The organism is Arenimonas sp., assembly GCF_041919775.1.
Taxonomy (GTDB): domain Bacteria; phylum Pseudomonadota; class Gammaproteobacteria; order Xanthomonadales; family Xanthomonadaceae; genus Arenimonas.
Map to the genome: position 1 here is coordinate 1 of NZ_JAYRTE010000035.1, position 14,351 is coordinate 14,351.

General features: G+C 70.6%; 9 protein-coding genes. 2 read left to right on the forward strand and 7 right to left on the reverse strand.

Translation table 11 applies throughout. The annotated features are described in order from the left end of the window. The 3 genes from mazG to nudE all read right to left on the reverse strand — a co-directional run. On the reverse strand, positions 1 to 878 hold an 878-nt coding region (mazG, locus tag ACE3TE_RS12675; protein ID WP_374605511.1), incomplete at its 3' end, for a nucleoside triphosphate pyrophosphohydrolase. After that, entirely contained in the window at positions 871 to 1,671 is an 801-nt protein-coding gene (cysQ, locus tag ACE3TE_RS12680) for a 3'(2'),5'-bisphosphate nucleotidase CysQ (protein ID WP_374605513.1), read from the reverse strand. The genes cysQ and mazG, both read right to left, overlap by 8 nt. Further along, entirely contained in the window at positions 1,668 to 2,213 is a 546-nt protein-coding gene (gene nudE / locus ACE3TE_RS12685) for an ADP compounds hydrolase NudE (protein ID WP_374605515.1), read from the reverse strand. The genes cysQ and nudE overlap by 4 nt, the downstream gene beginning before the upstream one ends. Before the next feature lie 87 nt (positions 2,214 to 2,300). Here nudE and bioA point away from each other — a divergent pair, with 87 nt between their 5' ends. Both bioA and ACE3TE_RS12695 read left to right on the forward strand, forming a co-directional pair. Further along, on the forward strand, positions 2,301 to 3,677 hold the full coding sequence (gene bioA / locus ACE3TE_RS12690; RefSeq protein ID WP_374605517.1) for an adenosylmethionine--8-amino-7-oxononanoate transaminase: 1,377 nt from the start codon (positions 2,301 to 2,303) through the stop codon (positions 3,675 to 3,677). After that, entirely contained in the window at positions 3,674 to 4,408 is a 735-nt protein-coding gene (locus tag ACE3TE_RS12695; RefSeq protein ID WP_374605519.1) for a 16S rRNA (uracil(1498)-N(3))-methyltransferase, read from the forward strand. The genes bioA and ACE3TE_RS12695 overlap by 4 nt, the downstream gene beginning before the upstream one ends. Here the strand turns inward: ACE3TE_RS12695 and ACE3TE_RS12700 are convergent. The 4 genes from ACE3TE_RS12700 to ACE3TE_RS12715 form a co-directional block, all read right to left on the reverse strand. After that, a complete protein-coding gene (locus ACE3TE_RS12700; protein ID WP_374605521.1) occupies positions 4,405 to 4,881 on the reverse strand; it encodes a chemotaxis protein CheW in 477 nt (158 codons plus the stop codon). The genes ACE3TE_RS12695 and ACE3TE_RS12700 overlap by 4 nt on opposite strands. A gap of 21 nt (positions 4,882 to 4,902) precedes the next feature. Beyond that, a complete protein-coding gene (locus ACE3TE_RS12705; protein ID WP_374605523.1) occupies positions 4,903 to 6,543 on the reverse strand; it encodes a chemotaxis protein CheB in 1,641 nt (546 codons plus the stop codon). Then, positions 6,536 to 13,588, reverse strand: a complete 7,053-nt coding sequence (locus ACE3TE_RS12710) for an Hpt domain-containing protein (RefSeq protein ID WP_374605525.1) — start codon at positions 13,586 to 13,588, stop codon at positions 6,536 to 6,538. The genes ACE3TE_RS12705 and ACE3TE_RS12710 overlap by 8 nt, the downstream gene beginning before the upstream one ends. 79 nt (positions 13,589 to 13,667) lie before the next feature. Next, the coding region (locus tag ACE3TE_RS12715) for a methyl-accepting chemotaxis protein (protein WP_374605527.1) at positions 13,668 to 14,351 on the reverse strand (684 nt) is incomplete at its 5' end.

Here is a 14,351-nt window from a genome sequence, read left to right on the forward strand (position 1 = left end):
GGGCGCGGGCCCGTGTTGGTGTAAATTCGGCCCCTAAAGTTTTTGGGCTTTGATGCCCCACCCACAGGACCCTGTTTTTCTTCGGCCTTGGCACGGTTCCAGTAGGTGTCCTGCTGGTCGAGCGGCAGCGACGATAGGTCCGTCCCCTCTTCCGCCGCCAGCACTTCCATGCGCCGGAAACGGCGCTCGAACTTGGCGTTGGCCCGGCGCAGCGCGGCGCCGAAGTCCACCTTGCCGTGGCGGGTGAGGTTGGCGACCACGAACAGCACGTCGCCCAGTTCGTCCTCCAGGCGGTCGCGCGCGGACTCGTCGCCGGCGGCGACGGCGTCGAACTCGACCCGCACCTCTTCGATTTCCTCGTGCAGCTTGGCGATCACCGGCGCCGGGCCGGGCCAGTCGAAGCCCAGGGTCGCGGCGCGCTTTTGCAGCTTCACCGCGCGCTGCCACTCGGGCAGGCCGCGGGCGATGCCGGCCAGCACGCTGGTGTCCTGCGCGCCGCTGGCCTCGCGCTCGCGGCGCTTGAGCTCTTCCCAGTTGGCCAGCTGCGCCTCGGCGTCGGCCTGGCTGGCGGCGTCGCCGAACACGTGCGGATGCCGGCGGATCATCTTGTCATTGATGGCGGCGGCGACGTCGGCGAAGGCGAAGTGCCCGGCCTCTTCCGCCATGCGCGCATGAAAGACCACCTGCAACAGCAGGTCGCCCAGTTCGTCCTTGAGGTCGGCCATGTCGCCGCGCTGGATCGCGTCGGCGACCTCGTAGGCTTCCTCGATCGTGTAGGGCGCGATCGAGGCGAAGTCCTGCTTCACGTCCCAGGGGCAGCCGCGCTGCGGATCGCGCAGGCGGGCCATGATCGCCAGCAGTTCGTCGATTTCAGCCATCGGCGTTTTCGTCCAGCCACTCCCGCCACGGCAGAGAGGTGTCGCCAAGCGCGATGAAGTGGGGATTGAGGATGTTTTCCTTGCGGTTGTAGTCCAGCGGCGTGCCATCCAGGCGCAGCACGGCGCCGCCGGCGGCCTCGAGCACGCACTGCGCGGCGGCGGTGTCCCATTCGCTGGTGGGACCGAAGCGCGGATAGACGTCGATGCTGCCTTCGGCGATGCGGCAGAACTTCAGCGACGAGCCCAGGCCGTGGCGTTCGGTCTCGCCCATGCGCGCCAGCGCGGCGGCAGTGCGTTCGTCCAGGTGCGAGCGGCTGGCGGCGACCCGCAGCGGCGACGTCGCCGGACGGCGCGTCTGCAGCGCGATGTCCTGGCCACGTTCGCGCAGGAAGGCGCCGACGCCGGCCTCGGCGTGCAGCAGGTAATCGGTGACCGGCGCGAACACCACGCCCAGCACCGGCCGGCCGTCTTCGATCAGCGCGATGTTGACGGTGAACTCGCCGTTCTTCTTGACGAACTCGCGGGTGCCGTCGAGCGGATCGACCAGCCAGTGCCGGGTCCACTGCCGGCGCACCGACCAGGGAATATCGGCGTCTTCCTCGCTCAGCACCGGGATGTCGGGCGCCAGCCGGCGCAGGCCGTCGACGATGATCCGGTGCGAGGCCAGGTCGGCCTGGGTCAGCGGGGATTCGTCGTCCTTGGTCTGCACGGCGAAATCGCGCGCATACACGGACAGGATGGCGTCGCCGGCCTCGCGGGCCAGGCCGATGCAGGCCTCACGCAGTGGATTCACCCTCGCTCCTTCAACAGTTCGCGCACGATGAACAGCGCGGCCAGCGAGCGGCCCTCCGAACAGTCTTCGCGCAGCATGAGGTCGGCCAGCCGGTCGAATTTCCAGGGCACGACTTCCAGTTCCTCGGGTTCGTCCCCGGGCAGGCGTTCGGGATAGAGGTCTTCGGCCAGCACCAGGTGGATCTGGTGGCTCATGTAGCCGGGCGCCAGCGTGATCGAGCGCACGAGGCTGAGCTTGCGCGCGCCCATGCCCACTTCTTCCTTGAGCTCGCGGTTGGCGGCTTCCTCGACGGTTTCACCGGCGTCCATGCGGCCCTTGGGCAGGCCCAGTTCGTAGCGGTGGGTGCCGGCGGCGTATTCGCGGATCAGCAGCACGGTGCCCGGTTCGGGCACGGCGGCGATGATCACCGAGCCGTGGCCACCGCTGACCAGGCGCTCGTAGCGGCGGCGTTCGCCGTTGCTGAACTCCAGGTGCAGGATTTCGCGGCGGCCGCTTTCCAGGGGCTGTTCTTCGCGGGCGTGGATGGTCGGCAAGGGACGCATCCGGCGATTCTAGCCGCTGCCGCCGCCGGCGTCCCGGCGCGGGCGGCGTGGTTGGACAGGCGGCGCCGGGCACCGGATCATCCGCGCATGGACAAACAAGCGGAACTGCACGCCCTGGATGCGGCGGCCTGGCGCGAGCGCGACCTGGCGGTGGTCTGGCATCCCTGCACCCAGATGAAGGAACACCCCGGCACCCTGCCCTTGGTGCCGATCCGCCGCGGCCGCGGCGCCTGGCTCGAGGGCGTGGACGGCAAACGCTACCTGGACGCCGTCAGCAGCTGGTGGACCAACCTGTTCGGCCACGGCGAGCCGCGCATCGCCGAGGCGATCGGCGCCCAGGCACGCGAGCTCGAGCACGTGATCTACGCCGGCTTTTCCCACGCAGCCGGCCTGGCCCTGGCCGAAACCCTGCTCGAACGCGCCCCGCCCGGCCTGGCGCGGGTGTTCTACGCCGACAACGGCTCGGCGGCGATCGAGGTGGCGCTGAAGATGAGCTTCCACAGCCACCTCAACCGCGGCGAGGGCCAGCGTACGCGTTTCATTTCGCTGACCAACGGCTACCACGGCGAAACCATCGGCGCGCTGTCGATGGGCGACATCCCGCTTTATCGCCGCGTCTATGCGCCGCTGCTGCTCGAGCCGCTGTTCGCGCCCTCGCCCGACGCCTACGAGGCCGAGGCCGGCGAATCCGCCGAGGCCTGCGCGCTGCGCCGCGCCGACGAACTGGCGGCGCTGCTGGAGGCCCACGCCGGCAGCGTCTGCGCGCTGGTGCTCGAGCCGCTGGTGCAGTGCGCCGGCGGCATGCGCATGTACCACCCGGCCTACCTGCGCCGCGCGCGCGAACTGTGCGACGCCCACGGCGTGCACCTGATCGCCGACGAGATCGCGGTCGGCTTCGGCCGCACCGGCACGCTGTTTGCGTGCGAGCAGGCCGCTATCACGCCGGACTTCCTGTGCCTGTCCAAGGGCCTGACCGGCGGTTTCCTGCCGATGTCGGCCGTGCTGACGACGGCGTCGGTGTACGACGCCTTCCTGGACGATTCGCGCGAACGCGCCTTCCTGCATTCGCACAGCTACACCGGCAACCCGCTGGGCTGCGCCGCCGCCCTGGCGACGCTGCGCATCTTCGACACCGACGACGTGCTGGCCCGCAACCGCGGCACCGCGGCGCGCATGGCCGAACTGGCCGCGCCGCTGGCCGCGCACCCGCACGTGGCCGAAGTGCGCCAGACCGGGATGATCCTGGCGATCGAGCTGGTCGCCGACAGGAAATCACGGGCGCCCTTCCCCGCTGCCGACCGGCGGGGCCTGCGCGCCTACCGGCACGCGCTGGACCGGGGCGTGGTGCTGCGCCCGCTGGGTGACATCCTGTACTGGATGCCGCCCTACTGCGTCGGCGAGGAGGAACTGGCCGTGCTGGCCGACGTCACCACCACCGCCATCGGGGAGGCCTGCCGGCCATGAGGAGCATCCGCTGTTACGTCGACCAGCCGCTGGCGCCGGGCGGCCTCGCGATGCTGCCGGAAACCGCCGCCGGGCATCTGGTGCGCGTGCTGCGCCTGGGCGTGGGCGATCCGGTGCTGCTGTTCAACGGCGACGGCCATGATTTCGCGGCGCGGCTGGTGTCGGTCGGCAAGCGCGGGGCGGAAGCGGAGGTGATCGATGCGCGGCCGGTTGAGAACGAATCAGCGCTGCGCATCACCCTGGCCCAGGGCATCGCCCGCGGCGACAAGATGGACTGGGTGCTGCAGAAGGCCACGGAGCTGGGCGTTGCCGCCTTTGCGCCGGTGAGCACCGAGCGCACCGAAGTGAAGCTCGACGCCGACCGCGCCGCGAAGCGCCTCGCGCACTGGCAGGGCATCGTGGTCGCAGCCTGCGAACAAAGCGGGCGCGCGCGGCTTCCGGTACTCGGCGAACCGCTGTCGCTGGCCAACTATGCGGTGGCGGAAACGGCGCCGGTGAAGCTGATGCTCGACCCCACGGCCGAACTCGGGCTGCACGACCTGGCGCTGCCGGCGGCGGCGGAAGTCGCCCTGCTGGTCGGCCCGGAGGGCGGCCTGTCGGAACGCGACCTGGCGACGGCACGCGCCGCCGGCTTCCGCGGACTGCGCCTGGGCCCGCGCATCCTGCGCACGGAAACGGCCGGGCTGGCGGCGATTGCGGCGTTGCAGGCGCTGTATGGCGACCTGGCTTAAGCGGCGGCCTGGGCCTGGTCGAGGGCCTTCTGGATCAGCAGCTCGACGCTGAGCAGGTCGGGCACCACGGCCGGGTCGTCGTTCAGAGTGACGCGGGCGTGCACGCCCAGCGGCAGTTCCTTGATGTCATGCGACTGCTTCAGGCCCTGGCCGGACACGGTGACCAGGCGCGGGAAGCCCTGCGACAGCACGGCGAAGAACGGCAGCTTCGGATTGCCACCGAGCGCCTTCAGCACGGCCACCTTGGCGCCCATCTGGCCGTCCTCCTCGGACCAGCCGGCCAGGCGCGAAAACGACAGCAGCGGCAGGCGCCAGCCGCGCCAGCGCACCCGGCCCAGCAGCCACGGCGGGGCATTGGCCAGGACTTCCGGCTCGGAGTAGGTGATCACCTCGGCCACGCTGGCATTGGGCAGCAGGAGCCGGCTGCCGGTCACCGAGATCAACACGCCGCGGATATCACGCTGGGCGTTCATGCCATTCCTCCGGAAAACAGGTTAATGCCAGCGCTCGACGATTCGGGCGGCAAGTTCGGTCGGCGCACCCGAGGCGGCGCCTGCCGCGGCCACCGCTTCGGCGGCGACGGAATCGAAACAGCCCGAGGGATCCTGGGCCAGGACCAGGCCGCCGGCGGCGTGGATTTCAAGCACCGCCGGCACCAGGGCCGGATCGGCGCCGCTGAGCACGAGCACGCCGCTGTCGGCCGGCGCCAGCGCCGCCAGCACGGCCGCGAGGTCGCCGCCGGTGAAGCTGATGCTGTCGCCGTCCCGGCGTGCGCCCATGCCGGGCGCCAGTACCGCCACGCGCCCCGGATAGGCCAGCTTGCCGTCCTCGGCGAGGTCGAGCGGCAGCTGGCTGGCCTTGGACAGCTGGCCGACCAGGCGATCGTGCTTGCCGGTATCGAGATGCTGGTAAAGCAGGACCGGCAGCGGCAGGTTCACCGGCAGCGCGGCCAGCAGCTGGCGCACGGCGTCAGGGCCGCCGAGGCCGGCGAGCACCAGCAGCGCGCCCGGGTGCATGGACTGGCGGGGCGCGGCGTCCTGGTCGGCCAGGCTCAGCCGGCTGCCCAGGCTCTCCGTGACCGACGGCGCCGGCGCGAACGCAACCTCGACCGGACCGGCCGCCGGCATATCGTCCATCGGCGCCAGCTCAAGATTGCCGAAACCACCAAAGCCGCCGATGCGCGGTGCGGCCGGGCTCGGGGCGGGGGCGGGCGTGGCCTGTGGCGCGTCGGCCGGCGACGGATTGCCGGCCGGTTCGTCGAAGCTGATGTCGAACTCGGGGTCCCTGGCCTCCTGGCGCTGGTCGTTCGCCTCGAAGGCCTCCAACTGGGCGGCCAGGGCCGCGACGTCGTCGTCGAGCGTGTCCGGAGCCGGCGCATCATCGTCGGAGAAACTGGAGAAGCGCACCGGTTCGTCGGAAAGTTCGAGGTCGGCCAGCAGGGGTTCCTCGCCGCCCTCGGCCAGGTCGAAGCTGGCTTCGGCCTCCGGCGCGGGACCTTCGGCTGCAGCTGCGGCTCCGCCGCCGGCCAGGGCCTCTTCCAGGCCGGCCAGGTCGAGGTCCAGGTCCAGGTCGTCGGCCGGGATCTCGGCCGTGGCGCTGTCCGGTACCTCGTCGGAACGCGGCTCGTCGGAAAGCTTCGGCTGGGTCGGGACCCATTCGGAGAGATCCAGCGACTCGGACGCATAGTCCTCGAGCTTCTCGTCGGCCATCGCCTCGGCGGGCGTCGGCGGCGCGCCCGGCTCCATGCGCGAGAGGTCCATCTGCGGCAGCGGGTCGGCGTCCCCGGGCACCGGCGGCAGCACGTCGCTGCCGACCAGCTTGGCCGCAAGGTGGCGGGCCCAGCGCGCCAGGTCCCAGCCATCGAGCTGCCGGGTGACTTCGGCATCGTCGTAGAGCACCTGCACGTCGGGCTGGCCCAGCAGGTCGTCGAAACGCTCAAGCGCGTCCTCGATCGCCGGCTCCAGGCTCACCAGCACCACGCGCGGCGAGTGGCCGGCGACGGTGGCGGGGTCGAGCTCGGACGGGTCACCCTCGGCCACCAGCTCGGCGCCCAGCTCCGCCAGCGCCCGGCGCAGCTGGTCGCGGGCCTCGCCTGGCCTGGCCAGCAGCGCAACGCGCACGGCAGCCTCAGCCATCGACCTGCTCCTGTTCGATGCCGAGCATCTCGAGCACGTTCCGCATCAGTTCGGCCTCCTGGTAGGGCTTGCCGAGGTAGCGGTTGACGCCGATGTCGAAGGCGCGCTGGCGATGCTTCTCGCCGGTACGCGAGGTGATCATGATGATCGGCACGTCCTTCATGCGGCCGTCCGAGCGCATGTTCTGCGCCAGCTCGTAGCCGTCCATGCGCGGCATCTCGATGTCGAGCAGCATCAGGTCCGGGATGCGATCGGCCATCTTCTCGATGGCGTCGATGCCGTCCTTCGCGGTCATCACCTCGAAGTTGTGGCGCTCGAGCACGCGGCCTGTGACCTTGCGCATGGTGATCGAGTCGTCGACCACCATCACCACCGGCACGCGGTGGGCCTTCACCGCAGGCGCGGCGGCGGCCGCGGCGGCCTCCGCGGCGTGGTCGACCGAGGACTGGCGGCGAACCAGCGGCGCGACGTCGAGGATCACGACCACGCGGCCGTCACCCATGATGGTGGCGCCGAAGATGCCCGGGATCGAGTTGACCTGCGGGCCCACCGGCTTGACCACGATTTCCTTGCTGCCCAGCACCTGGTCGATGCAGATGGCGGCGCGCAGGTCGCCGGAGCGGGCCAGCAGCAGCGGCATCTGCAGGCTGTCCTGCGCCTTGGCGGTGGCGTGGCCGATCAGGCGGCCCAGGTCGTGGATGGCGTAGGACTCGCCGGCGTAGGTGAAGCTGGGGTCGCCGCTGGCGAGCTGCTTTTCGAGTTCGTCGCGGCTGATGCGGCCGACACCCTGCACCGAGGCGATCGGCACCGCGTAGCTGGTGTCGCCGATCTTGACGAACACGGCCTGGGTGACCGCCAGCGTGAACGGCAGGCGGATGGTGAAGGTGCTGCCCTTGCCCTGTTCGGAGTCGATGGTGAGCGTGCCGCCGAGCTGGCGGATTTCGCTGTACACCACGTCCATGCCGACGCCACGGCCGGCCAGTCGGCTGACCGATGCGGCGGTGGAGAAGCCGGTTTCCAGGATGAAGCCGTAGAGCGCCTGGTCGGAGACCTCGGCATCGGGCTTGAGCAGGCCGCGTTCGATGGCCTTCTTGCGGATCGCTTCCTTGTCCAGTCCGCGGCCGTCGTCGCTGATCTTGAGCACGACTTCCGAGCCTTCACGCAGCACCTGGACGCGGACCGTGCCTTCTTCGGCCTTCTTGGCCTTGCGGCGGTCGGCCGGCGTTTCCAGGCCGTGCGCGACGGCGTTGCGGAGCATGTGCTCGAGCGGCGCGGTCATGCGGTCGAGGACGTTGCGGTCCATTTCGCCGCTGGCGCCGTCGACCTTGAGGTTGACCTGCTTGCCGGTTTCGCTGCCGGACTGGCGCAGCACGCGGCGCAGGCGCGGCACCAGCGCGTCGAAGGGCACCATGCGCGTGCGCATCAGGCCTTCCTGCAGGTCCGAGCTGACGCGCGACTGCTGCAGCAGCAGGGTTTCGTACTGGCGCACGAGGTCGTCGAGCGAACCCTGCAGGCTGGTCAGGTCGGCCGCGGACTCGCCCAGCGAACGCGAGAGCTGCTGCTGGGTGGTGAAGCGGTCGAGCTCGAGCGGATCGAAGGTCTCCTCGCTGACGTCGCCTTCGCGCTGGTAGCGCGCGATGATCTGCGCCTCGGTCTCGATGTCGAGCTTGCGCAGCTGGTCACGCAGGCGCGTGGTGGTCTGGCCGAGTTCGCCGAGGTTGGCGCGGAAGGCACCGAGCTGCTGCTCGAGGCGTGCGCGGTAGATGGCGACTTCGCCGGCGTAGTTGACCAGGCGGTCGAGCAGGTCGGCGCGGATGCGGACCTGTTCCTGCGGGGCACGTACGCCGGAGCCGTCCTCTTCCTCGCCCAGGCCTTCGATCGGTGCCGAAAGCGGCGCCAGCCCGTCGGCGGAGGGAGCGAGCGAGAACTGCGCCGCGCGCGAGAGCGCGGCTTCCTCGGCTTCGGCGGCCTTGCGGTCGAGCGCGGTTTCGCGCGGCACCGCGGGTGCCTGCTCGGCGGCGGGCGCCTGTTCGGCCACCGGTTCGCTGGCGTCGAGCGGCTTGCCCTTGGCCAGCGCGTCGATCTGGGCGATCAGGTTGGCGGGCAGCGCGATGGCCTTGCGCTCGCCGACCCGGGTGACCATGACGTGCAGGCGGTCGAAGGCGCGTTCGAGCACGACCACGCCGGCCGGGTCGAGTTCGCGGCGACCTTCGGCCACGACTTCGAGCAGCGATTCCATCGCGTGGCCCAGTTCGCCGACCGGGAAGATGCCGGCCATGCGGGCGCCGCCCTTGAGCGTGTGCAGGTCGCGCTGCAGGCCGACGACCAGCTCGCGGTCGGCCGGGTTATCGCGCAGGTCGGCCAGCATGCCGTCGGAGTGGTCGAGCAGGTCTTCGGACTCTTCCAGGAAGATATCCAGCAGTTCGACGTCGAGGTCGCTGGTGTCGAGCTCCGCGTCCGGATCCTCGGGGTCGATCGCCAGGGGCACCTTGGCACGCGGGCCGGTGGCTCCCTCCTCGGCGGCCTCGGTGGCTTCCGCGGGTGCTGCGGCTTCGGGTTCGACGACTTCGGGTTCGACGACTTCGGGTTCGACGACTTCGGGTTCGATGACCTCGGGTTCGGTGACTTCGGGCTCGACGACCTCGGGCTCGGTGACTTCGGGCTCGCTGACTTCGGGCTCGGCGGCGTCGAATCCGGCAACCTCCGCTTCGAGGGTGTCGGGCACGGCGGCGGCGGAGTCGGCGTCCTGCGGCTCGGCAGCCGGCGTGTCGCCGGTCTCGGGCGCGGTGAGTTTCTCGAGCTCCTCGAGCGACATGCCGTAGAAATCATCGGCAGAGGCCGGCGCTTCCGGCTCGGCTGCGGCTGCGGCGGCAGCTTCTTCAGCGAGACGGGCTTCTTCGGCAACGCGCGCTTCTTCAGCGACGCGGGCTTCTTCGGCGACGCGGGCTTCTTCGGCGACGCGGGCTTCTTCGGCGACGCGGGCTTCTTCGGCGACGCGAGCTTCTTCGGCGACGCGAGCTTCCTCGGCGGCGCGGGCTTCTTCAGCGACGCGGACTTCTTCGGCGGCGCGGGCTTCTTCAGCGACGCGTGCTTCCTCGGCGGCGCGGGCTTCTTCAGCGACGCGTGCTTCCTCGGCGACGCGGGCTTCTTCAGCGGCGCGAGCTTCTTCGGCGACGCGGGCTTCTTCGGCGACGCGGGCTTCTTCGGAGGCGCGGGCTTCTTCGGCGAGACGGGCCTCTTCCGCGGCGCGGGCTTCGGCTTCGGCGGCTTCTGCGGCAGCGGCCTCGGCGGCGGCAGCCTCTTCGGCCGCAGCGGCGGCTTCGGCTGCCAGGCGGGCCTCTTCCTCGGCGGCAAGGGCCGCGGCTTCTTCGGCAGCGCGCGCCTGGGCGGCTTCGGCTTCGCGCGCAGCCTCTTCGGCGGCGGCAGCTTCGGCGGCGGCAGCTTCGGCAGCGGCCGCTTCAGCGGCGGCCTGCGCGGCAGCAGCCTGGGCAGCAGCCTGGGCAGCGGCCTCAGCGGCGGCGGCTTCGGCAGCAGCGGCTTCGGCGGCGGCAGCTTCGGCCGCGGCAGCTTCGGCCGCGGCAGCTTCGGCCGCGGCGGCTTCGGCGGCTTCCGCGTCGGCGGCCGCCTTCAGCGCCGCTTCGGCGGCCAGCAGCTCTTCTTCGGAAAGGGTGTCGCCGGTTTCGACCTCGCTGATCGAAAGCATCGGCGCCCCGCCCTCTTCGGCCGGCAGGCCGGCGTCGGCCAGGAAGGCCTCGAGCGAGATGTGTTCGGGCTCCGGGCTCAGGCCCGGCATTTCGGTCGTGACCGACGCCTCGTCCGACGCGGTCGTCGGGACATCGAGAGGCGCGTCGAAATCGGGCAGGCCGGACACATCCGGCGCCTCGAGGGCGACCGCGGTCGGCATTTCGCCGGTGGCATGGCCGTCGTCCGGACCGGTCGGGGCCATGGGGCCCATCGCCTCGGGCAGGGCGTCGCGCAGGGCCGCGACCCGGGAGGCCAGTTCGCTGTAGTCAGGCAGGCTTGCGCCCGGGCGCTCGAGCACCCCGATGGTTTCGCGGATGGCCGCGCCGACTTCGGAAACGATGCGCACGCCGGCGCCGTCCGGCACGCTCTGGGCCGCGAGCGAGCGCTTGAGGAAACCCTCCAGCGGCGAAGTGATGCCGGTGAGCGCGGTGACTTCGGTCATCGCGAAGGCGCCGTTCATCGTGTGCACGGAGCGCAGCAGCGGGTCGCTGACGGGCTGCGGCCCCATCGAAGCGCAGCTGGCGAGCCAGGCGTCGATGGTTTCCAGGTGGCCGGCGACTTCCGGCTTGAGGATTTCGAACAGCACCGGATCGATGGCGAAGCCGGTTTCCGGCGTCGGCGGCACCAGCGGACCGTCGTCGAACCCGACCACGGGCTCCGGTGCCGGGATTTCCGGAACCGGCGTTTCGACCTCGGCCTCCGGCAGCTCCGGCGTCGCGGCGGCGACGGGCTCGGCTCCCGCGGCGGCCACGGGGGCGTAGAAGACCTCCTCGCCGGCCGCGACGCGGTCGGCCACGGCCTCGATGCCCGCCAGGTCGGCATGCACGGTTTCACCCTGGAGGGCGGCGCGCAGCAATGGCAGGGTGTTGAAGGCGTTCTCGATCAGCGACACCACGGCCGGGCTGGCCGTGCGGGTGCCGTCGAGCACGCGGTTGAGCATGGACTCGACCTTCCAGCTGAACTCGCCCAGGGTCTTGGCGCCGACCAGGCGGCCACTGCCCTTGAGGGTATGGAAGACGCGGCGGATCGGCCGCAGCTGTTCCATGTTGTCCGGCTGCTTGCGCCAGTTCGGCAGCAGTTGCTCGAGGTTGCCGATTTCTTCCTGGAATTCCTCCAGGAAGACTTCGCGGATTTCGTCGTCGATCTCGTCGCTGGAACCGTCGAAACCACCGATGACGGGCAGGCCGGCGGGGGCGGCTGCGGCTTCGGCGACCGGCTCGGGTGTCGGCTCCGGCTCAGCAATCGGCTCCGGCGTCGCCTCGGGTTCCGGTTCCGCCTGCGTCACGGCCGGCTGCGGTTCCTCCGGGATCGCGCCGAAGCCTTCCCCGGAAGCCGGCTCCGGCTCCGGCTCGGCCATCGGCGTCGCCGGTTTGGCGGCGTCGGCCAGTTCGGGCGGCAGTTCCAGTTCGATGCCCAGGTCCGGATAGGCGAACTCTTCCGGAGCCACCGGCTCCGGCACGGTTTCGGGGACAGGCTCGGAAACGGGCTCGGCAACCGGCTCGGCAACGGCGTCGACCGCAGGCGCGTCCTGGAAGGCCGGCGCCTCGCTGGCACCGGTCGGCACGACCGATGCGGGCGGCGCCAGGTCTTCGGCCGGCAGCGGCCAGTAACCCAGGGATTCGAGGTTCTGGCGCGCGACCTCGAGGATCTGTTCGCGCCTGGGACGGCGGTCGCGCAGCGCCTCGAGGTAGTACTCCAGGCTGGCCAGGGCGTCGGCCAGGCGGTCCATCTGCTGGCCGTTGGGCACACGGCGGCGGCGCAGCAGTTCGTTTTCAGTGAACTTGCGCACGGCGGCCAGGTACTGCGGCGCGTCCTGGATTTCCAGGATGCGCAGGGCGCCGGCGACTTCCTCGACCAGGCGCGGCACGTCGGCCAGCTGGGCGTGGTCCCAATGGGTTTCGACGAAGGCCACGAAACACTGGCGGGCCTGGGCGAAGTTGGCGATGGCCTCCTTGACCAGCACCTCCAGCACCGCCCGCGCCTCGCTGCCGGGCAGCGCGCGCTCGCTGCCGGACGCTTCCTCGGCGGCGTCGGCCTCACCAAGGCGGTTGACCTGGTCGTCGAGTGAGGCTTCGACGTAAAGCAGGGCGCCGGCGATGTCGAGCAGGGCCGATTCGTCGGCGGCGCGCTGGCCGCTGGCGATGGCATTGATGGCCGTGCGCTGGTCCTGCACCACGCGGCGCGGCACGCCGAGGCCGAGCATGCCCAGGGTATCGGCGACGCGGTCCAGGGCTTCGGCCTGTTCGCCCAGGTCGGCCGGGGTGGCTTCGGGCGTGCGCAGGTGCAGGTCGAGCGCGTCTTTCACGCGCAGCAGGTCTTCCTTGATCGCTCCAGCGACGGTGGACAGCAGTGCCTTGTTGCGGCCGCTGAGGCTGCCGCGGGCATGCGCGAGCTCGGATTCGCTGGGCATGTACTGGCCCAGGCCGAAGACTTCGCGGATCTCGCCGATGCGGCCACCTTCGGTGGGGGCATGGGCGACGAAATACAGCAGCTGGCGGGTGAGCTCGAGCGGCGGATCGCTGCGGAAGGCGGCATCGCCGCCCTCGGCCAGGCGCTTGATTTCCTGTTCGACCTTGGCCAGCGCCTGCTTGAGCGGCTTGCTGGCTTCGAACGCACCCTTGGCCAGTGCGTCGAGCGTGCCGGCGGCGACCCAGAACAGGCGGCGCGCGTGCTCGGCGTCGGTGATCGGCACCAGCTGTTCGCAGACGTCGGTCAGGTCGCGGATGGTGTTGGCGCTGTTGTCGTCCTTCAGCCAGCGCAGCAGCGCCGACTGGAACAGGCCGCGCATGGCATCGGCGCGGCGGCGAAGTTCGTCTTCGGCCAGGGGCTGGGCCGGACCTGCCGCGGACACCGGCAGCGGGCGCGACAGGTCCGGCGAGAACAGCACCGACTCCGACAGGCCCTTCTCGCCGCGCGGTTCGCGCAGTTCGTTGAGCAGGGGCAGCAGCACGATCGGGATGTCACGGTGGCCCGACTGCAGGCGCTCGAGGTAGTCGGGCAGTTGCACGATGCCGCGCATCAGCGCGGCGTAACCGACGTCGCGGTCGGCGACCTTGCCTTCCTGCAGGGCCTTGGCCAGCTGCTCCATCTCCTCGGCCACCATCGCGGCGCCGTAGAGCTCGACCATGCGCAGGGTGCCCTGCACCTGGTGCAGCAGCGACGAGCAGGCCTTGAGCTGGCCCGGGTCCTCGCCTTCCTCGACGTAGGCCTCCAGGGCCTGCCGCGCCTGGCGCAGCGTTTCGTCGAGCTCGGGCTTGACCCAGGTGAGCGTGGTGAAATCGATGTTTTCGTGCAGCCTCATGCCGAGGTCCTGTCTAGGCAGGGACGTCCGGGGGGACGGCCATGCCGGTGTGTGGCCAGGGGCGGGCCGGGGAGGATGATCAACCCGGCAGCTTGAAGTCGGCGACCGAACGACGCAGGTCGGCCGCCAGCTGCGCCAGGTTTCCGATCGACTCGGCCGTCTGGTTCGCGCCCTGCGAGGTCTGGGTGGTGATCTCCTGAATCACGGACATGGTGGCCGTGATGTTGGTCGCCGCGGTGGACTGCTGGCGGGCCGCCTGGGAGATGTTCTGGATGAGGTCGGCGAGGTCGTTCGAGACCTTTTCGATCTCGCCCAGGGCCAGGCCGGCGTCCTCGGCCAGTCGGGCACCGGCGACCACTTCCGCGGTCGTCTGTTCCATCGAGCTGACCGCTTCGTTGGTATCGGACTGAATGGTCTGGACCAGGGCCTCGATTCGCTTGGTGGCGTTCGAGGCGCGTTCCGCGAGTCGCTGCACTTCGTCGGCCACGACCGCGAAGCCGCGGCCGGCTTCACCCGCCGACGCCGCCTGGATGGCTGCGTTGAGCGCGAGGATGTTCGTCTGTTCGGAGATGTCGTTGATCAGTTCAACGATGGAACCAATTTCCTGGGAGCTTTCGCCCAGTCGCTTGATTCGCTTCGAGGTTTCCTGGATCTGGTCACGGATGTTGTCCATGCCCTGGATCGTCTGGCGCACCACTTCGGCGCCCTTGGCGGCGATCTGCACGGAGCGCTGGGCCACGTCGGCCGATTCGGCGGAGTTCTT

What these genes read in the sequence shown, in the direction of transcription:
- nudE (WP_374605515.1), bottom strand. Translation starts at nt 2,213, where the DNA reads ATGCGTCCCTTGCCGACCATCCACGCCCGCGAAGAACAGCCCCTGGAA.
- bioA (WP_374605517.1), top strand. Translation starts at nt 2,301, where the DNA reads ATGGACAAACAAGCGGAACTGCACGCCCTGGATGCGGCGGCCTGGCGC.
- ACE3TE_RS12695 (WP_374605519.1), top strand. Translation starts at nt 3,674, where the DNA reads ATGAGGAGCATCCGCTGTTACGTCGACCAGCCGCTGGCGCCGGGCGGC.
- ACE3TE_RS12700 (WP_374605521.1), bottom strand. Translation starts at nt 4,881, where the DNA reads ATGAACGCCCAGCGTGATATCCGCGGCGTGTTGATCTCGGTGACCGGC.
- ACE3TE_RS12705 (WP_374605523.1), bottom strand. Translation starts at nt 6,543, where the DNA reads ATGGCTGAGGCTGCCGTGCGCGTTGCGCTGCTGGCCAGGCCAGGCGAG.
- ACE3TE_RS12710 (WP_374605525.1), bottom strand. Translation starts at nt 13,588, where the DNA reads ATGAGGCTGCACGAAAACATCGATTTCACCACGCTCACCTGGGTCAAG.